At 64.9% G+C, this 19,088-nt stretch carries 14 protein-coding genes; 11 read left to right on the top strand and 3 right to left on the bottom strand.

Features of this window, described 5'->3' with window-relative positions:
* Positions 1 to 32 precede the first annotated feature (32 nt).
* Genes EV647_RS08805 through EV647_RS08780 form a run of 6 tightly spaced genes read left to right on the top strand, consistent with a single transcriptional unit; the run spans position 33 to position 5,635 of the window.
* Positions 33 to 1,406: an ABC transporter substrate-binding protein gene (locus tag EV647_RS08805; RefSeq protein WP_134000798.1), complete on the top strand. Its 1,374-nt coding sequence runs from the start codon at positions 33 to 35 to the stop codon at positions 1,404 to 1,406.
* A 1-nt stretch (position 1,407) separates the two neighbouring features.
* Positions 1,408 to 2,349: a carbohydrate ABC transporter permease gene (locus EV647_RS08800; RefSeq protein WP_134000796.1), complete on the top strand. Its 942-nt coding sequence runs from the start codon at positions 1,408 to 1,410 to the stop codon at positions 2,347 to 2,349.
* Positions 2,350 to 2,351: 2 nt separating this feature from the next.
* Complete coding sequence (locus EV647_RS08795) at positions 2,352 to 3,254, top strand: carbohydrate ABC transporter permease (protein WP_202870887.1); 903 nt, start codon at positions 2,352 to 2,354, stop codon at positions 3,252 to 3,254.
* A gap of 31 nt (positions 3,255 to 3,285) precedes the next feature.
* On the top strand, positions 3,286 to 4,467 hold the full coding sequence (locus EV647_RS08790) for a mandelate racemase/muconate lactonizing enzyme family protein (RefSeq protein WP_134000792.1): 1,182 nt from the start codon (positions 3,286 to 3,288) through the stop codon (positions 4,465 to 4,467).
* Positions 4,464 to 4,802 carry an L-rhamnose mutarotase gene (locus EV647_RS08785; protein ID WP_134000790.1) on the top strand — a complete coding sequence of 113 codons (339 nt, stop codon included), beginning with the start codon at positions 4,464 to 4,466 and terminating at the stop codon, positions 4,800 to 4,802. Before EV647_RS08790 ends, EV647_RS08785 begins: the two co-directional genes overlap by 4 nt.
* The gene (locus EV647_RS08780; RefSeq protein ID WP_202870886.1) at positions 4,799 to 5,635 is read left to right on the top strand and encodes an amidohydrolase; all 837 of its coding nucleotides are present in this window, start codon (positions 4,799 to 4,801) and stop codon (positions 5,633 to 5,635) included. The genes EV647_RS08785 and EV647_RS08780 overlap by 4 nt, the downstream gene beginning before the upstream one ends.
* Here the strand turns inward: EV647_RS08780 and EV647_RS08775 are convergent.
* Positions 5,620 to 6,402 (bottom strand): FadR/GntR family transcriptional regulator, encoded by a 783-nt coding sequence (locus EV647_RS08775; RefSeq protein ID WP_134000786.1) that lies wholly within the window; start codon positions 6,400 to 6,402, stop codon positions 5,620 to 5,622. The genes EV647_RS08780 and EV647_RS08775 overlap by 16 nt on opposite strands.
* Before the next feature lie 262 nt (positions 6,403 to 6,664).
* Between EV647_RS08775 and EV647_RS08770 the strand changes: the two genes are divergently transcribed.
* On the top strand, positions 6,665 to 7,477 hold the full coding sequence (locus EV647_RS08770) for a helix-turn-helix domain-containing protein (protein WP_134000784.1): 813 nt from the start codon (positions 6,665 to 6,667) through the stop codon (positions 7,475 to 7,477).
* A gap of 151 nt (positions 7,478 to 7,628) precedes the next feature.
* On the top strand, positions 7,629 to 8,069 hold the full coding sequence (locus tag EV647_RS08765) for a dimethylsulfonioproprionate lyase family protein (protein WP_166679828.1): 441 nt from the start codon (positions 7,629 to 7,631) through the stop codon (positions 8,067 to 8,069).
* A gap of 239 nt (positions 8,070 to 8,308) precedes the next feature.
* On the opposite strand, the gene EV647_RS42500 is transcribed toward EV647_RS08765, so the two are convergent.
* Both EV647_RS42500 and EV647_RS08750 read right to left on the bottom strand, forming a co-directional pair.
* The gene (locus EV647_RS42500; RefSeq protein ID WP_202876079.1) at positions 8,309 to 9,424 is read right to left on the bottom strand and encodes a tyrosine-type recombinase/integrase family protein; all 1,116 of its coding nucleotides are present in this window, start codon (positions 9,422 to 9,424) and stop codon (positions 8,309 to 8,311) included.
* Positions 9,425 to 10,091: 667 nt separating this feature from the next.
* On the bottom strand, positions 10,092 to 16,934 hold the full coding sequence (locus EV647_RS08750) for a PKD domain-containing protein (RefSeq protein ID WP_166680250.1): 6,843 nt from the start codon (positions 16,932 to 16,934) through the stop codon (positions 10,092 to 10,094).
* Between the two features lie 432 nt (positions 16,935 to 17,366).
* On the opposite strand from EV647_RS08750, the gene EV647_RS08745 reads away from it, so the two are divergent.
* The 3 genes from EV647_RS08745 to EV647_RS08735 all read left to right on the top strand — a co-directional run bounded on the left by EV647_RS08745 (position 17,367) and on the right by EV647_RS08735 (position 18,707).
* The gene (locus EV647_RS08745) at positions 17,367 to 17,594 is read left to right on the top strand and encodes a hypothetical protein (RefSeq protein ID WP_134000778.1); all 228 of its coding nucleotides are present in this window, start codon (positions 17,367 to 17,369) and stop codon (positions 17,592 to 17,594) included.
* Positions 17,587 to 18,132, top strand: a complete 546-nt coding sequence (locus EV647_RS08740; RefSeq protein ID WP_134000777.1) for a hypothetical protein — start codon at positions 17,587 to 17,589, stop codon at positions 18,130 to 18,132. The genes EV647_RS08745 and EV647_RS08740 overlap by 8 nt, the downstream gene beginning before the upstream one ends.
* Positions 18,133 to 18,347: 215 nt before the next feature.
* Positions 18,348 to 18,707: a hypothetical protein gene (locus tag EV647_RS08735; RefSeq protein WP_134000776.1), complete on the top strand. Its 360-nt coding sequence runs from the start codon at positions 18,348 to 18,350 to the stop codon at positions 18,705 to 18,707.
* The last annotated feature ends 381 nt before the right edge of the window (positions 18,708 to 19,088 follow it).

Below are 19,088 nucleotides of genomic sequence, written 5' to 3'. Positions count from 1 at the left end.
CGTCAACGGAGTCGACAAGACAAGGACAACTCATGGCCGGAATCCACACTGGGGTTCGTTCGCGCCGCAGGTCGGCGCTGACAGTCGCCGGGCTCTGCGTCGGGACGGCGCTCCTGGCCCTCGCCGGTTGCAGTACCAAAGGCACCTCGGCGAACGGGTCGTTCGGCTTTCCCGAAGTGACGCAGGACGCGTCCGCGACGATCACCGTCTGGGTGGACGCCGACCGTCAGGCCGCCGCGAAGGCGTTCCAGAAGGCCAATCCGGACACGAAGATCGAGGTTGTCGCGTACGACGGGTCGGCGAACGGATCGAACTCGTTCCGCACGAAGATGCAGCTCTTCGACCGGGCCGGCAGCGGCTGGCCCGACGTCGTGTTCTCGACCCAGAACAACGACGCGGCTTGGGCCAGTCAGAAGAGCGGCGGCAAGCAGGCGTTCGCGGCCGTGCTGGACAAAGGTCTGGTCCCTGGTGACACGCTCGCGAAGTTCACCGGAGGGTCGCTCAACCCTTGCACTGTGGACGGCCAGGTGTATTGCCTCCGCAACGACCTCGCTCAGGCTGTGCTCTGGTACAACAAGAAGCTGATGGACCAGTTCGGCTACGCCGTGCCGACCACCTGGGAGGAGTACCAGGCCCTCGGGGAGAAAGTGGCGAAGGAGCATCCCGGATACATCATCGGCACAGCTGGTGACGCATGGACGCCGGAAGTGTTCCTGTGGGCCAGCAAGTGCCAGGCCAACGGCATCACCGGTCCCAAGTCGGTGAAGGTGAACACCGACACCACCGAGTGCAAGCGAGCGGCGTCGATGCTCGACACGCTCCGCGGGAACGGAACCGTCCCCGTCGTCAGCGTCTTCACCCCGGAGTTCGTGAAGAAGTACTCCGGCAAGGTGCTGATGATGCCCGGGCCGGCCTGGTATGCCGGGGCGATCTTCAACAACCCGCAGTCCCTGAACGTGCCCGCCGGCCAGCTCGGTATCGCCGCGCCGCTGCCGTGGAAGGGCGACGACAAACCTGTCACGGGCAACGTGGGTGGCGGGACATGGTTCGTCTCCAGCCATTCCAAGAACCTCGCGGCCGCCGAGAAGTTCGTCCAGTTCGTCACCACCGCCGACGACTACCAGGTGAGTGTCGCGCCCGGCTACCCCGCTTATGCGCCGGCGGCTGAGAAGTGGGTCGCGAAGCAGGAGTCCAGCAAGTACTTCGCAACCTCGCTTCAGCCGGTGGTGACCGCTGCCTCGCAGGTATGGGACGGCTGGGGTTACGGCATCTTCAGCCAGGAAGCGATCTGGGCGAAGACGATGACCACCGCGATCACCGGCGGCAAGTCGATCGTCGAACTGCTGCCGACGTGGCAGCAGGCGATCGAGAACCAAGCCAAGGTCAACGGATACTCGGTGAACTGAAATGACCATCGCTCCACCGAGCGACGAGCTGGCCGCCGGCGCCTTCGAGCGTCGGCGGCCGGGCCGGCCGACCGGCCGGGGACCCGGTCGCACGCCGATCGGCTACGTCTTCGTCTCGCTCTACGCCCTGCTCGCGCTCGCATTCGGGGTTGTTCCTTCGCTGTACGCGGTCCTGCTGGCGTTCACGAACGCCGACGGCGGGTTCGCCGGCGTCGGCAACTTCACGAAGGTCGTCAGTGACTTCAGGTTCTGGCCGGCTGTGCTGCATGTGACCCTCTACCTGGTCATCTGGCTCGTCGCGCTGGTCGTCTTCGTCGTGGGTCTGGCGTTGCTCGTCCACGCCGTACGTCTCCGGTGGGCGAGCACGGCACTGCGCTTCGTCTACTACCTCCCCGGCGCTCTCGCCGGCGCGTCCAGCGTCCTGCTCTGGCTGTTCGTCCTCGATCCGACGGCCAGCCCGGTCAGCGGCCTGCTGCGGGCGTTCGGGTTCGACAGTTTCGTGGCGGTCATCCAGCCCGGGAACCTGCCGGCGATCTTCGCGATCATCGCGTTCTGGACCGGAGCCGGCGGATGGATCGTGATCATGTACGGCGCGCTCAACAACATCAGCACGGAAGTGCTCGAAGCGGCCCAGGTCGACGGCGCCGGCGCCGTACAGATCGCACTCCGGATCCAGCTGCCGATGCTCCGCAAATGGATCGCCTACATGGGGGTCATGTCGCTCGCGGCCGGCACGCAACTGTTCGTCGAACCGCAACTGCTCAGTCAGGCCAGCAACGCGGTGGTCCCCAACGACTATTCGCTGAATCAGCTCGCCTATCAGTACGCGTTCCAGCAGAACGACTTCAACGGCGCAGCCGCCATCTCGCTGATCCTGCTGGTCGTCGCGCTGCTGCTGTCCTGGGTGTTCGTGACCCGCGGCGGCCTCTTCGAGAAGGAATGACCATGAGTGCAGTTTCCGCCGAACCTCGCCGCGTGAGCCTCCGAGGATGGAGCGGGCGAGCCGTTGCGGGCTTCGTCCTGACCCTGTTCGTGTTCTTCTTCGCCGTCCCGATCGTCTGGCTGCTGTTCGCGGTCACCAAGTCCGCCAAGGCGCTGACTGTCTCCAATCCGTTCGCGCTCGGATCATGGAGCGACTTCGTCTCCAACTGGCATCAGCTGTTCGGCTTCCAGGACGGCGCGGTCACGACCTGGATCGGGAACTCCGCGTTCTACGCACTGGGGGCTCTGGCGCTCACGCTGCTCGTGAGTGTCCCCGCCGGATACGCACTCGCGCTCACCGAGTTCAAGCTGCGCAAGGCGCTGCTCGTACTGACCCTGGTCGTCATGCTGATCCCCAGTACTGCGTTGGTGCTGCCGATCTTCCTGGAGCTGAACAGCGTCGGCCTGATCGGAAGCCCGCTGTCGGTGATCTTGCCGATGTCGTTCTTCCCCTTCGGCGTGTACCTCACCTACATCTACTTCTCGACGAGCATCCCGCGTGACCTGCTTGCGGCAGCCCGCATCGACGGCTGCACCGAGTTCCAGGTCTTCACGCGGATCGCCCTTCCGCTGGGCGCGCCGATCGTCGCTCTGGTCGCCTTCTTCAGCTTCGTGCAGAACTGGAACAACTTCTTCCTGCCGTTCGTGATGCTGCCCTCCAGCGACGGGTACCCCATCCAGGTCGGCCTCACCTCGCTGCTCGCCGCGACGCCCGCGTTCAACCCCAGCTCGGCCGGATCGGACTCCGTCCAGTTGCCTACCCTGGCGCTGGCGACAATCGTTTCGATCCTGCCCGTGCTGATCGTCTTCCTCTTCTCCCAGCGATTCCTCGTCGAGGGAATGACGGCGGGCGGAACCAAGGAATGACGACCGCCCCGGTTCTCAAGGAGGATTGACCATGAAGATCACTGGATATCGCAGCTTGAGTACGGTTCACGACTGGGGGAGGGTCACCGGCGACGTCAACGGCGTACAGAGTGGCGACACCACGCCGGTCCCCGTGCTCATCATCGAGACGGACGCCGGCATCGAGGGCGTCGGGCTCGGTCTCCACGCCGACATCGCGCGGGTCTTCCCCGCGGTCGAGGGCGAGGACCCACGGTCGGTGGTGGCTCTGTACGACCGGATGCTCGACTGGGTGTTCAAAGCCGGTCATTCCGGCCCTGTGTTCGGCACGATCGGGGCCGTCGACATGGCGCTGTGGGACCTCAAGGCCAAGCTGGCGGACGAGCCGCTCTGGCGGACTCTGGGGGCGCGCGAACGCTTCGTCCCGGGATACGCGTCGGGCCTCGAGTACGGCCTGACCGATGAGGAAGTCGCGCAACTGTACGGCCGGTTCGCGGACCGCGGGTTCAAGGCGGGCAAGGTCAAGGGCGGCCGCGACCTGGACCGTGACCTGCCCCGGCTGGAGATCGTTCGGGCGGCGCTCAGCCGCAATTCCCGTCGGCCGGCGCTCATGTTCGACGCCAACGAGTCGTGGAACCAGGCGCAGGCCGCCCGGTACGTGGCCGCCATCGAGGAACATCTGGACCTCACCTGGGTGGAGGAGCCGTTACGCCGGTGGGACGCGGCAGGATTGGCGGCGTTGCGCGGCAAGATCCGTGCGGCGATCGCGAGCGGTGAGAACCTGACCGGGCTCGAGCAGTATCGCCCACTGCTCGACGCCAAGGCCCTCGACGTCGTCCAGGTGGGCAACGTGTGGGGGATCACCCACTTCCTCCGGGTGGCGACGCTGGCGCACGGACATGACCTGCCGGTGAGTCCCGTGGCGTACAACGCGAATCCGATCGCGCACGCGGCCGCCGCCGTACCGAACCTGCTGACCTACGAGGTCCAGGATCTTCATTTCCCCGTCGGTCTGGACGTCGACCAGGAGTTCGACGACGGAGGGATCATCCTGGGCGACCGCCCGGGCATCGGCATCCTGGTGGACGAGTCCCAGCTGTCATCGGGAAACTCCGAGGCATCAGTTCCGGCAGCGACAGGACCGCACATCCGGCCTGAGCGCGCTGCTCTGCGGCTGGTGGCCGAGCCGGACGTCATCGACGTTCCCGCCGCACCGCTGAGGCCGGTCTCGTGACGCGCGCACCGGAGCGCCGGGCGTTCGTCGTCGGCGTACGACCCGAGAAGCGTGAGGAGTACCTGTCGTTGCACCGCGCCGTCTGGCCGGGTGTCGAGCAGAAGCTCGTCGAGTGCAACGTCCGCAACTACAGCATCTTCGTCTTCGGCGACATCTTGTTCGCGTACTACGAGTACGTCGGGGAAGACCACGAGGCGGACATGCAACGGATCGCGGACGACCCGGTCTCGCAGGAGTGGTGGACGCACACCGATCCGTGCCAGGTGCGGATCGCCGAAGAGCGGAACCCGGGGGCGTTGTGGCAGCCCGTCGACGAGGTGTGGCACCTCGGATGACCGCCGGCATCGACGCGCATGTGCATCTGTGGGACCGAGCGTTGGACCCGCAGGACTGGATCGATCCGGAGACAATGGCGCCGATCGCCCGTGACTTCGGCTCGTCCGACCTGCAGGTCATGCTCGCCTCGACGGGTCTCGGGCGTGCGGTGGTCGTCCAGTCGAGCAACAGCTTGGCGGAGAGCGTTCGGCTCGCTCGACTGGACCCGTCCGTCGTCGCCGGCCTGGTCGGCTGGGTCGATCTCTCCGCGCCCGTCGGTCCACAGCTCGACCAGATCCGTCGGCACGCAACCGTGACCCTGGTGGGAGTGCGGCACCTGGCACACATCGACCCGGATCCCGAGTGGATGTTGCGGGAGGATGTTGCCCTCGGCTTCACCGCGCTGGATCGCGAGGGCCTTTCTTTCGACCTGGTCGTTCGCGACTGGCAACTGCCGCAGGCGGCAGTCCTGAGTGGTCGGTACGAAGGAATGCGCTTCGTGCTCGACCATCTCGGCGGACCACCCGCGCCGGGAGCGGATACGCGGGTATGGGCAGCTGGACTGCGGGAGCTGGCTCGTCGTCCGAACGTCGTCGCGAAGCTGTCGGGCCTTGTTTCCGGCCTTGCCCCGGGATCTTGGCGGGCTGAGGATCTCGCCGATCGCGTGCTGATCGCCCTCGATGCCTTCGGTCCGGAACGCCTTCTCTACGGCTCCGACTGGCCGCTGGCCGAACTCGGCGGGGGAGCGGTGGCATGGAAGGCCGCGGTCGACCGCCTGTTGAGCGGGCTGTCCAGCGCAGAACGTGCGCAGGTGTTCGGCGGCAACGCCACCGACATCTACTGCCGCTTCTGACTGCGCTTGCGGCCACGTGGCCGGGGAGGCTGGTCGGACAGCCGACGGCGCTCCCACGACCCGTGGATGTGATCGTGCATCGCCTTCTCGGCGGCGGCCGCGTCGTTACGGGCGATGGCCTTGACGATCGCCTCGTGCTCCTTGAGGGTGAGGGTCACGGCGTCCGGCGGATTGATGCCCTGGTACCGGCTGGACTCGACGGCTCGTTTGTAGATGTGCTTGGCGATGTTCTCCGCCAGCCGGTTGCCGGAGATCTCCATGACCGCATAGTGGAAGACCACATCGGCCTGCCGGAACGAGTCCGTCTCGGACTCGCTCTCCCGCATCGCCGTCAACGCATTCTCCAGCCGCCGCAGCTCGTCGGCGGTGTGTGAGTTGGCCACGGCACCTGCCATCGCCGCTTCGAGACTCGCGCGCACGATCGTCAACTCGTCGAGGACGCCCACGCTCTCGTCGTTGTCGATCAGGGCCGAGAGCACCACTGGGTCGAGCATGTTCCAGTACCCCGGCGCCCGTACCTGAGTGCCACGACCCTGCGAGACGGTCACCAGGCCTTTTTCCTCGAGCCTCTTCACCGACTCACGCAACACCGTCCGGCTCACGCCGAAGTGCTCACTCAGCGGTCCTTCCGGAGGCAGCAGGTCGCCCTCCTTCAGCCGGCCGGTCACGATCAGGGCGACGAGCTCGGCGACAACGGACACCCCGAGCCGACCCACGGGAAGACGTCGCGGGATGAGCGGCACCGCGGGAACGGAGTTCTTCGCCATACGTATGATCTTAGGCGACCCGCTGGACCCTTCCTCAGCCGATCGCCGCCGGTCAGAAGATTTAGCATGCGTACTATTTTTGGGCGGCCCCGGACGCTGAGGCGGTTGCCTGCTCGGGGGGCGAGGCGAAGGCGGTGCGAGGCCGCGTGCGTGACGCGGTGAGGTGTGCGGGTACGGCTCGCAGACGCCGCGTTCGTACCAGCGCTCGGTTGACGGAGAGTATCGTCAGTTGGGACATCCGACCGAGTTAGCAGGTGGGGTTGTGAATGTGTATGACGTTGTAGAGGCTCTGCCTGCGCCGCCCCTGCGCGAATACGTGCGTTGCTACCACTACGCGCGGGTCGACCTCGGAGACGCGGTTATTCGGAAGCCGCTCACAGCCCGCCCGGAACAGATGATGCAGTTCAATCTCGCGCAACCGTTCGCTGTCGTGGATCGCCGTTCTGGAGCAGAAGCAAGCGCGCCGGATGTCGTCATTGTTGGTCGCCAGACGCGCCGAAATCTCGATCTGCGGGCAACAGGCCGACTCATCACGCTGACGGTCCACTTCCAACCGACTGGGTTCTATCGGCTGTTCCACGTCCCGCTTCGTCACGTTACCGATCTGACCCCTGACGCGACCGATGTCGTGGGAGTCGATGTGAGAGAAGTACACGAGCGCGTTGTCGAGACGCCCGATGACCTGTGGTCGATGGTCGCCATCCTCGAGCGGTTCCTTCTCACGAAGGTCTCGGATAGCCGACCCCTTCATCCGGTGCAGTCGGCCGCGCGTTCAATGCTGCATGGCTCGGCTCCGGTCGGCCTTGGGACGATGGCAGCGCAGAGCCAGATCAGTGTCCGGCAGTTCGAGCGTGTCTTCCTCGAACAGGTTGGTGTCGCCCCACAGATGTTCGGACGTATCGCGCGGTTCGCCCGCGCCCTACAGTCCAAGAGCGACGAACCTGACCGCACGTGGTCGGAGGTTGTGGCGGATGCCGGCTACTACGACCAGATGCACTTCGTCCGCGATTGCCGCGCGTTTGGGGGCGACACCCCGACGGCGCTGATGCGGACCTGGATCGACTGCCGCCCCTGAGCATCGCCGCCTGCATGTCGCGTCCGTACTATCCGTGGCGCTGTCAGGCATCTACGGTTGATCATCGGGGGATGATGACGAACGGGGAGGCCCAATCATGGGATCGAGAGGTCGCGTCGTGCCGCCGAGCGAAGGGAGCCGGCAGACGTTCATGCCCGGGGAACTCTTCACTTGGAAGATCTCCGGGGCCGAAACCGGCGGGGTCATCGACTTCGGCGAACTGTTGCTGGCGCCGGACGTCGGGGCTCCGGAGCATATCCACCACGAACACGACGAGGCGTACTACATTCTCGACGGCACGTATCGGTTCAAGATCGCCGACGACGTCAGCGAGGCGGCGGCGGGGGCCTTCGTGTTCATCCCACGCGGTACGCCGCACGCATGGGCAAACATCGGCGGCCAGCCCGGTCGAGTCACGGTCATGTTCACGCCCGGCGGGATGACGGGCTACTTCAAAGAACTCGAGCCGTTGCTCCCAGAACTGATGGCGGCCATGCCAGACCTCTCGAAGGTTGATCCCGACGTTCTTGCGAAGGCCGAGAACATCATGCGTCGGTATGGCTACGAACTCGTCGGACCTCCGTTGACCTGAATGTCCGCGCACCTCGGACCTTTGTGAGAGTCTGGACACCATCGAAACCAAGTCGTAGTCACGCGATTCGTCGATGCCTGCAGTATGGCCACGTTGCCGCTGGCAGCAAGCAGGTTGCCCGGGGCAACCTGGCGAAGGCCGCGGCGATCACATTCATCTGAACCCACCATTCACCGCCGGCCGCGCGGAGCCGGTGAGCCTGGGCGCGGCCGGCGGGGTGTCGCCGGGGTCGGGCACGTTCAGGTTTCCGCGGCCGGGGCCAGGTCGATGACCTGGCCGTCGAGGGCCTCGATCAGGTCGCGGTGGTCGGGTTTCAGGTCGCCGAGGAGGAGCGGCTGGACGCCGTGCCCGGCCAGGCCGAGCGCCATCCGACGTACCACCGTTGACTTCCCGAGCCCAGGCTTGCCAAGCACGAAGGCCGACGGGTTGGAGACAAGCCGCGACCGCGCGAAAGCAGCTGATCGGGTCGCAGCACACCGTGGCGTCGGAGTTGAGGGCGCGACCGAGACCCCACGACTCACCGTTTCCTGCAGGCTGCCGATCAACCGGCCCGCCGACTGGCTTCCCAATTCACCCGCCCGGGAACGGGCGACCACCGGAGCGAGGCCTTCGCCTTTGACGCGGACGATGGTGTGGGTGATCTCGACGGTGCCGGCTTCAAGGTCGACTTGGGACCAGGGGACGGCGAGGGATTCGCCGATGGGGACGCCGGTGCCGAGCATGAAGGCGACCAGGTCGGGTAGGTCGGCTTCGGCGGCGCGTTCGTCTGCGGCGAGGCTTGTTCGGAGGAGGGTGACTTCGTCGTTGGTCAGGGCTCGTGGCGGGCTCTTCGGCTGGGCCTCGATGGTCTCGATCTCGCGGACCGGGTTGACGGTGATGGCGCCGTAGCGGACGGCGAGGCTCATCATTCCGGACAGGACGGCGCGGCAGGTCTTGGCTCGTGGGGCGCCGGCGCGTTGCTTGATCTGCGCGACGACTGTGTCGATGCGGGGTGTGGTGGCTTCGCCGATGCGGAGTTCGCCCAGGGCGGGGCGGATGTGGTTCTTGATAGCGCCCTGGTAGTTGTCGAGCGTGGTGGGTGAGCGCGTGCCGTCCTTGACCCATTCGGTGAACTTCTTCTCGAACAGGTCGATGAGGTCGTTCATCTTGTGCATCGCGGTCAGTTCGCCGGCGTGGCGGCCTGTCTTCGCGCGGTCCTGGAGCTTCTTCAGGAGAGCGCGCTCAGCGGCGGTCTTGGTCTTGCCGTAGGCGGAGACCGGCCGGACATGGCCGTCGTAGTCGCGGAATCTGGCCTGCGACTTGTGCTTGACGGCGCGGCCCTTGTCGTCGGTCCACGACCCAGGTCGAGATCGCACCCCAGGTTCCGATGGGCAGTGGTGCTCTCGGCATGTCGGGCCTCCAACCGGTACGACGGCTGGCTGCTCAACGCTTGACGGCACGAAGAATCCGAGAAGTCGGCAGCGACGCGAAGCGATGTGATGTGACGCACAGTCACGATCAGATGAAGCCCGCAGGGAAGAGGTGGGGCGAGTGCCGACGGACCAGATCGGCGCAGAGATCCGGGAAAGTGGTGCGTAAGTGGTGCGCGATGGACACAAAGAAACCCAGGGCACCTTGGTGACCTGGGCTTTTGTGCGCCGCCAGGGACTCGAACCCCGAACCCGCTGAATTCCACCGCAGACTGATCGACGTTTGCCGATGATGAGCGAAAACTCTTACTGGTAGGGGATTCGAAGGTTGTCTCGTACGCATTGGTTCTCATCGCTCACCATCCTCTCGCGCTGATTGAGGTGCGTAAAGAGGTGTGTGGGTGCGCCTCTCGGATGGCTGCCGTGTCGTGAACCGAGTCCTTCTTTAGGCGCGACCGTCGGTGACGGCTACGACCGCTGTCGAGCCGGCCCATGTCGTTCGACCGGACTGGGATCCTCCGGAACAGATTGGATGAGCATGCCCGCCACCATGTGGCCACAACGTCTTTGTGATCCGCGTTGGTGCGGCTGCAAGCGGCGTCAGTGGCTTTGTCTATCTCACGGTGAACTTGCCCTTGCTCTTGGCTGTGCCGAGTGGTGTTGTGACGGAGATTGCTGCTGTTTTCGCTCCTGAGGGGACTATGGCGGTGATGCTCGTGCTCGAGTTCACCGTGAACTGCACGGCCGGGACGCTGCCGAAGGTGACGGAACTAGCGCCGAGCAGGCTGGTCCCTTGGATCGTGACCTGTGCGCCGACGCGGCCCGAGATGGGCGTGAATCCGGTGATCTTCGGCGGCCCGGCGAGAACTGATGCCGTCGTCGACCCGGTGATTGTCACTGAACTCTGAGCATCCCGGTAGGACGCCGCGATGGAGGCCGTACCGACGTCGACTCCCTTGAGCACGCCCTTCGCGTTGACCGTCGCGACCGCAGACCTACTGGACGTCCACGTCGACTTAGACGTCGCAGCCACAACTGTCCCGTCGGACATCGTCACAGTGGCAGCAAGCTGTACGCTTCCTCCGACCGTTACCAGCGGCGCCGCCGGCGCAATCACCAAACTCCGGGGCTCGACCGCCCGTACGTTGACGATGATCGTCGTCTTGATCGCAGGATTTCCGGTCAGTGTCGCAGTAATCTGCGCCTGCCCGACCGACACACCCTTCACTGTCAGACCGTCCACGGACACAGTCCCTGGCTTGTCACTGCTCAAGGTGACCATCGACGACGCATCCCCGGTCGTGCCGTCCGCATAGGTGGCCGTCACCGAAAGCGCCTTGGAATCGCCCTTCGCCAAGGAGACCGTCGACGGCGCGATTGCCAGAGTCTTCACCGGAGTAGTGCCGTGGATACCGGCCGCCCAATGCGACAGCGCGGTTTCGATGGCATTGGCGTAGACTTGGGCGCCTGCTTCGTTTGGGTGGCCCATCGAGGCGACAAGGCACTTGCCCTTGTCGAACGCAGTGGACCGCAGGATCGGTGCAGCATCCACGCAGCTCACTGCGCGGTCGACCCACATCGGATCGTTGGCGCCGGCATACAACTTACTGTTCGAGTCGAACAGGCCGTCGCCGGTGACGAATGTGGGATCGGCGAACACGAGCCAGGTTCCCGGCTGAGCAGCGAGTGCATTGTTGACGCTGGCAGTGGCCTGGAGCCTGAAGGCGTTGTCGAACGTGCTGGACCTGGCCTTCAGGAACTCCGAGGTCAATCCGGCCGCGGCTGCCTGTGAAATGCCGAACGTGCGGGCAAGTTGCAGCAACTGCGTGGGACTCAAGGTTTGATCGATGATCGGGTAGTACCCGGTGTATACGATCTGGGCGCTGGGGTGATCCGCGTGCAGCTTCAGCAACAGGTCGGTCACCTGTTTGCCGCACTTGTCCTGCACCGCCGTGTAGAGGTCGGTCAGCGGGTTCAGCAAGATGTTGACGACGTTGATGTCGTTGATACATCCGTCCACCAGGATCAGATCGGCTGCGGTCGACCCGACCGTCCCGGCCTGGCACTTTCCGATGTCCGGAGTAGACGTGGGCACCTCTTGGCCGGCTTCGTACCCGAGACTGGCCGCGACATCCGGCGAGCAGCCTGCGTTCGGATTGACGTTCGCACCCGAATGGGCGACGTTGTCGACCCAGGACCGGTACTCGACGGCGCGACCGGTCTTCCCGGTGATCCACGTCGAGACGAGCGCGGGATACTTCTTGTCGTCGAGCAGGCCTTGTCCCCAGGCAATCGAGTCGCCGAGGACAACCATCTTGATTCCGCCGCAGGCCTTGCTGAGCGAGGCTGTCCACATGGGGCCGGTTCCCACGGTGTCAGTGGCCTTGACCCGCAGGACCGAGCCCTCAGCCTTGATCTGAGCGGCGTTGACGGTGAAGCTCGCGGAGCCGTGGCGACCTGAGAGAGCGTGGTTTCCGCCGGTCGCGTAGTCCGCGCCATCCAGTGTTGCTGTCCAGCCGGTCAGGTCGGCGAAGGCATCGTCGAACGAGGCCGAGACGCTGACGTCGGCACCACACGAAGCGGTACTGGACAGCTTGACCCGCGTCCGCGGCTCGATGGCCTCTGTTGAGGGGGTGGCGTCGACGATGGGGTGAAGGAGGGTTCGGCGGCCGTTAACGATCGTGCTCACGGCGAACCACGCCTCGGAGCCTTGGGCGAGAGGTATTGTCGTCGTCGTGGCGTCGGCCGGCAGCGTCTGTACGGGTGCGGCGGGGAAATCGGTGATGCGATCGGGCGTCGAGTAGATCTCGTACCCGGTTGCGCCCGGAACGCTTTCCCACTTCAGACCCACGCGGTCCTTCAGACCCGATGCGGTCAGCAGCGGTGCGGTCGCCGGTGTTTGCTGGGGGGCATGGGTGGTGATCTTGGGGGTTGGGCCTTCGGCACCGGTGGCTTGGGTGATGAAGGTGGTGGCCAGGTTGAGGGTGCCGGAGATGTCGGGGGCGAGGATGTAGTCGTCGGTCCAGAACGTCGCACCGGGGTCGATCTGGGCGGTGGTTTGGCGGAGGGCTTCGCGGGGTTGATAGAGGTAGTGTTCCTTGCCCTGGCTGAGGAGTTCGACGGCGGCGTTGTAGATCGGTACGTCGGCGACGTTCTTCAGGCCGACCCGGACGTGGTACGGGTCGCGGTCCCAGAGGTCGTTGTCGGCGTCGACGGTGATCTCGATGGCCGATTTACCCCACACGTGCAGAGGTTCCGGCGTGGCGGCGTTCACCGTGATGGTGTCGCCGAACGGCTCGAGACCGGCGGCGTACGAGCTGGTCAGGTCATAGAAGCCTTCGGTATCACCGCGAACCACCCACGTCGCCGTGGCGCTCGATCCGCCCGGGATATCGGGCATGCTGACGGTCTGCGTCTGTGGCGATCCGGTCGGCGCGAGCGACAGTCCGCTCGGTAGCGGCAGCGTCGCGCTGCCGTGGTCGAGCACGAACGCGGGATCCGCGAGGTTCGTCACCATCATCTGGATGGAGAAGAACTCCTTGAGCCAGCTCGCCTTGGCGGGGATCACCAGCCAGACCAGCTGCGGCTGACCATGGGTGTACGACGTGTGCACCGTGATCACGTACTCATTCGTGACGATGCGCGCGGTCGAGTCCTTGCAGGTGACCTCGATCCCGTCAGCGGTGGGGCAGACCGGAAAGCCTCCGGTCGCCGCGTAGCCTCTGAACGAGGTACTGGACGGGCCGACCGCGAGGTTGACGGTGAACTGCTCGACCAGTTGGTTCGCCGGGTCGTCCGGGTCGATGCCCGCGGCCACGATCTGGTCATACGTCAGCGGGGTGGAGGTCAGGGAGGCCGTGGCGACCTGACCCTGCTTGAGAGTGAGCTTCGCGGTGCCGGCGTCATTGTTCACGGCAGCCGTGGTACTGGCAGGCACGTAGCCGCTCTTCCAGCCGTACACCGCGTACGATCCGTCTGCCAATCCATGCAGGTGTCCGGCGCCCGATTGGTCGGTGTGTGCTGAGTACTTCTGGCCGGCGCTGTCGATCACGACGAGCTCGGTGTCCGGCAGCGGGTTGTTGCCTTCGTCCTGCACCGCGACGACCAGACCACTCTCGGTCGGCGGTTCCTTCACGGCCACGATGGCCGTGTCCTCCGAGGTCTGGCCGTTGCTGGTCACCGTCAGCTTGGCGGTGTACGTCCCGACAGCAGCGTACGTGTGATCGGCAACAGCTTCTGAGGTGCTGCTCCCGTCACCGAACGTCCAGCGGTACGCCTCGATGCCGGCCGACGGAAGCGAAGCCGAACCATCCAGATGTACGGCGCTGTTCAGCGTGACCACCTGGTCGTCGCCGGCGTTCGCGGTCAACGGTCCGGACAACGCCGCGACGACGGTCGCCGTCCGCACGGTCGTCAGCTTACCGTCCCCGACCGCGAGACGTACCAGGTACGTCCCTGCCCTGGTGTAGGTGTGCGAGATGGGGGCCTGAGGCAATGAACCGCCCGCAGCTCCGGTGCCGTCGCCGAAGTCGAGCTTGTACGTCAGCGGATCGTTCTCCGCATCCGTCCCGGCAATCGTCGCGACGATCGGCAGCGGAACCATGCCGGCGGCGGTGTCGAGCGAGAGCCCGGCGGTAGGAGCCGTGTTCGCAGTCCCGGCGACCGGAATGTCGATCGCTCTGGTCGACGCTGCCCCGGCCGAGTTCGTGACCACGACCACGGCCCGGTACACGCCCGGGTTCGCGTACGTGTGCGGAACCTCGACCGGTGTGTATGGCGCGGCGACATCACCAGATGCTCCCGAGCCGCCGTCACCGAAGTTGACGCTGTAGTGCACGGTGCGGGCCGCGGGATCCGAGGTCTCGATGTGCAGCGTGGTCTGCAGCGGCGCGGGCCCGGTGGCCGGCGTGGCCGCGACGGTGAGGGGGAGAGCAGTCACGTCGACGACGACCGGGACGTCCGTCGCAACCCAGCTGTGACCCACCCCGAATGGATCGATCGAGGACACGACGGTTTGGAGCGTAGCGGGTCCGCTCTGCAGCGTTCCCGCGTACAGGCTGGTCCGCCAGGATCCATCCGGGGAGGCGTTGTAGATCGTCGCGCCGCCGCCGGTGTTGAAGTACGCCGAGACCTGGCTGACCGGGTATCCGGAGGTCGGCTGGAAGGCGAGCGTCGCCAGGCCGGCCAGGGTGTCGCCCGGTTTGGGCGCCGTCATACTGCCCGGTGTCCGCGTGTCGACGCCGATCTCGACGGTATCGTCGCCAGTCTTCCCCGCGCTGTCCACGGCGTGCAACCGGACCGTGTAGACGCCGTCGGCAACAGTCTTCCCGGTGTCGTCCGCGCCGTCCCAGCTGAAGTAATTGTTCCAGGTGCCGCAGCCAGGAATGCCCGTTCTTGCAGCCGGTTCGAGGGTCCGGATCGTGGCGCCGACCGAGTTTGTGATCGTCACGTCCACGGTCGCATCTGCCGAGAGACAGTAGTAGACCGTCGTGGCGTCGTCCTGGCCGTCGCCATTCGGGCTGAAGTATCGGCGGGAGTACGGATCGTAGATCGAAGTACTAGGGGCGTTTCCAATCGTCACGACGGTCGGTGGCGTGCTCCAGCTGCGGTAGTTGCCAAATGCATCACTCCAGCTGATGACAGCAGTCAAGGAGTTGGTACCTGCTCGACAACCGGTCGAATCGCCAGATCCGGTGAAGGATCCGTCGGGATCGGCCGTTGCCTTGTCGCCGAGCCACGTGCCCACGCAGTAGACGGCCACGCTATTCAGGTTGAATCCTGCGGTGGGCGTCACGGTCCAGTTCACGGTTCCTGTCAGTGCGGCGTTGGCGACAGGAGCGGTTAGCACACCCGGGTTCCGGACGTCGACGCCGATGTCGACGGTGTCGTGGGCGCTTCGCGCGGAGGCATCCACCGCGTGCACTCGCAGCGTGTAGATCCCGTCGGGTACGACCGTGCCTGCATCGTTCTTGCCGTCCCAGGGCAAGAAGTTGTTCCAGGGACCGCAGTTGTTGCCCCCGACTCTATTGGCGGCAGACTCCAGCGTGCGGACCAAAGCGCTGGTTGAGTCGGCGACGGTGATGGTGACGGTCGCGTTCTTCGAGAGACAGAAGTAGATCTCAGTGTCGTCATCTTGCCCGTCGCCGTTCGGGCTGAAGTACCGATGCGAGTACGGCCCGGATATCGTCACCTGCGGCGGGTTGTCGATCGTCACCAGAAGGGGGCGGCTGCTCCATGAATGGTGCGAGCCGAACGCATCGGTCCACGACGTGGTTGCGGTCAGCGCGTTGGCTCCGGGTTTGCAGTGAGAGGTGTCGCCCGATCCGCTGTAAGTCCCGTCGGGTGCTGTACTGGTCGCGGAGCCAAGGTACGAACCGTCGCAGTAGACATCCACCTGGTAGAGGTCGAAGGCTGCGTTCGGGGTGAACGTCCAGTTTGCCGTTCCCGAAAGCGTTGCGTCCTGTGCGGGGGCGGTCAAGGCACCCGGCGCCCGTGTGTCGACCCCGACCTGCACCGTGTCCTCCGCCGTACGGCCGGACGAGTCCGTAGCGGTGATCCGCAGCGTATAGATTGCGTCTGGAACGACCTGGCCGGCGTCGTCCTTGCCGTCCCAGGTGAGGTGGCTGTTCCAGCCGTAGCAGTTTGTGCCGCCTGTCGTCGGGGTTGCATCGACTGTACGCACGATCGTTCCGGTGGGATTCACAACGGTGAAACCGACGGACGCGCTCCTGGATAGGCAGTAGTAGACGTTGAGCGTGTCGTCCTGAGTGTCTGCGTTAGGACTGAAGTAGCGATGGCTGTTGGAGGAGATGCTGACCTGTGGAGGATTGTCGATTGTCACCGGAACCGGCAGCGCCGTCCAGGCGTGGCGACCGCCGAAAGGATCGGTCCAGTAGGCACTGGCGGTCAGCGCATTCGTCCCCGCGTTGCATTGCGCAGTGTCGCCCGAGTTGGAGAAGGTTCCATCCGAACCGGCGGTGGTCGTGTATCCGAGGAACCCACCGGCACAGGAGAGGTCGACCTCGTACACGTCGAAGCCCGTGGTGGGAGTAAAGGTCCAGTTCACCGTTCCCGACAGCGTGTCGTTGGGCGCGGGAGTGGTCAACGACCCGGGCGCACGAGTTTCGATACCGACCTCTACCGAGTCGTCCGCGGAATCGCCAGTGGCGTTGACGGTGTGAACGTGCACCGAATACAACCCGTCGGGAACGACGGTTCCGGACTCGTCCTTCCCGTCCCAGGACGTGTAGTTGTTCCAGCCCGAACAATTGGTTGACCCAGCGTGCGAGACGCCCGCCTCCACCGTGCGTACCAGCCGGTCGGCAGAGCTGACGGTGATCGTGACGTTGGACGATTCATCGAGACAGTAATAGATCCATCCGGTGTCTTCCTGCCCGTCGCCGTTCGGGCTGAAGTAAGTGTGCGATGCCGGCTCGTAGATCGTCACGCCAGGCATCGCCGCATCGCTTGCGAGGCCAAACGCGACCAGGCCGATGAAACCGGCAACCAACGCAAGCAACAGCCGACGTGGGTTTCTTACCAGCCGAGACGCGATTGCGCGCAGCACAGCAACACCCCGGACAGGCGACATAGTGGTCTCCCCCCACCGTCCCAGACCCCCAGGTGGACGAGACAGTACACCCAACTGGCCCAGACCGGGCAGGGTTCACCAATAAATCAGTCATTCGACTGAATTGACAAGGGCATTTGCCGCGCTCATCCTGGCGAATGCTGGCGCAAATCCTCGGCGGCACTATGATTCGCTACTGCGATCGCTCGAATGACCCTGCGCCGAGAACGATCAGACACTTCATCGCTAATGTCACTACCGTGGTCGGCGTGGGTTCGTGCGAGGATGAGTCGCGGAGCGTCGAGAACGGGGGACTGCATGGCGACGGCGCGCGTTGAAGCTGATGCGCGGGCATTGTGGGGGCGTCTCGTTGCAGAGAAGCACGTGCTGCCGGCAACCTACGACCGCGATCTGGTCGATCAGTTGCGGCAGGCAATGGGCCTGCCAAGCCGACGGGACATTGGGGTCGATCTTGCTGGTGTGTCGGCGCAGGACCTGGTCCGGTGCCTGCTCGGCATCGCCGAGCCGTTTGCCGCAGATGCTTGATGACTTGTTTCGGTTGTACGCGGACGTCGGTGCTCGTACCGCCGATCCGGAGAACTTGCGGCTGCGGTTCGACTTCGGTCGCGGTGATCCGCTCGATCTTCTCCTCTCCGCCTTCCGAGAGCAGGTGGAGCAGGTCCAGCAGGCCATGGTGGCGCGCAACGCCCGTCACTGGACGAGTGAGTCGCTGTGGGACTTGACGCGTCTGACTCCGCGTCATCGTTCACGCGAGAGCGACGACGAGCGGTTTCGCGCCTGGCAGCGTGAATACGACGGCCGGCGATGGCCGGACGTCGTCCCGCGACCGACCGGTACCGGCGTGACGATCGCAGACGAGGCCATTGCCAGCTGTGTGGCCGTCCTCGAGCAATTCACGCAGGATGCGCGATCGGCGGCGAGCGATCGCAACGCACTGAGACCCGCGATCTGGGGGAACCCGGTTCACGATCGGGGAAGCGCGGACCAGGCTGATCCGTCTGGGGTGACTATTTCGATGTGTACTGGGCTTGCCGCTGGTGCTGCCGAAGGTTCGCGACCTTAGGGAAGCGCTACATCCCCTTCGGCTGACCGCTGGCGTCTTCGTTGACGCCGTTCCGGGCCAACGTGGCCAGCCGGGAACCCCTGTTGCGTCACCCGTCGGACTGGGCACCTTGGATCTGCTGGACCTGACCCAGTCGACCCCTGTCCCTCCTCCGTGCCTCCCGCTATGGTGCCATCCATCGATCGCGGATGAAGACGATCCAGAGGGGGAGTTCCGTGGGCATTTTCGATCGCAAGGACAAGGAATCCAGGGAAGCGACTCTGCGCGCCCGTGAGGCTGAAGCCGAGCGGCTGGAGCGCGAGCGAACAGAGAATGCCGACCCTGCGCTGCAGTACTTCCTTGAGCTGATCTTCGAAGACATGCGCAAGGACTATGCCAGGGGTGCCCCGTACTACACCCTGCTCTACGGATCTGGCGGTCCCATCCCGCAGAAGGTCCGGCAACGATACGGACACGGCTACTTCGCGATCAAACACGAGGTGGTCGCACGGATTCTGCTGGAACGCGAGGGCTTGGTCTGCATCCGCAGCCCGATCCCCACTGGCGGCTGGGAAGTTCATTTCCCGAAAACCTGAGAGGAACGGACGATCTGGTCATATCAGCGTCTTCGCCACGCTGACCAAGCCGGCTGTCCTCTGGGTTCAGATACTGACGGGAATGTTCAGCGTGCCGGTCTTTGCCCCGGGCCATCGTACGGGTTGGTGCTGTCGGTGGTGCGTAGGCGCTTTGCGGGACGGTGGTCCAGCATGGGAAAGCGCGGAAGGCATCGACCCACTCGATGCTCTGCGTGAGTCGCGGCATGCGTCGACCAGCCCGAGGCGTGCGAGGTGGTCGGCAATACAGCGAAGCAGACGGCCGGTTCAAGAGGGTTGACTCGGCAGGTTCGTCCTCGACAATCAAACGCAGCTCGCAGAGCGGGCGCTGGTCTCGGTGCAAGCTAAGCAGACAATCGATCG

The sequence above is a fragment of the Kribbella sp. VKM Ac-2566 genome (assembly GCF_004366005.1).
GTDB classification, from domain to species: Bacteria; Actinomycetota; Actinomycetes; order Propionibacteriales; family Kribbellaceae; genus Kribbella; species Kribbella pratensis.
Note: the sequence above shows the minus strand (reverse complement) of the source record. Positions and strands in the feature narration are given on the sequence as shown.

Coding starts and splice junctions, on each gene's coding strand:
- EV647_RS08805 (WP_134000798.1), top strand. CDS start 33: ATGGCCGGAATCCACACTGGGGTTCGTTCGCGCCGCAGGTCGGCGCTG.
- EV647_RS08800 (WP_134000796.1), top strand. CDS start 1,408: ATGACCATCGCTCCACCGAGCGACGAGCTGGCCGCCGGCGCCTTCGAG.
- EV647_RS08795 (WP_202870887.1), top strand. CDS start 2,352: ATGAGTGCAGTTTCCGCCGAACCTCGCCGCGTGAGCCTCCGAGGATGG.
- EV647_RS08790 (WP_134000792.1), top strand. CDS start 3,286: ATGAAGATCACTGGATATCGCAGCTTGAGTACGGTTCACGACTGGGGG.
- EV647_RS08780 (WP_202870886.1), top strand. CDS start 4,799: ATGACCGCCGGCATCGACGCGCATGTGCATCTGTGGGACCGAGCGTTG.
- EV647_RS08775 (WP_134000786.1), bottom strand. CDS start 6,402: ATGGCGAAGAACTCCGTTCCCGCGGTGCCGCTCATCCCGCGACGTCTT.
- EV647_RS08765 (WP_166679828.1), top strand. CDS start 7,629: ATGCCCGGGGAACTCTTCACTTGGAAGATCTCCGGGGCCGAAACCGGC.
- EV647_RS08750 (WP_166680250.1), bottom strand. CDS start 16,934: ATGCCTGGCGTGACGATCTACGAGCCGGCATCGCACACTTACTTCAGC.
- EV647_RS08745 (WP_134000778.1), top strand. CDS start 17,367: ATGGCGACGGCGCGCGTTGAAGCTGATGCGCGGGCATTGTGGGGGCGT.
- EV647_RS08740 (WP_134000777.1), top strand. CDS start 17,587: ATGCTTGATGACTTGTTTCGGTTGTACGCGGACGTCGGTGCTCGTACC.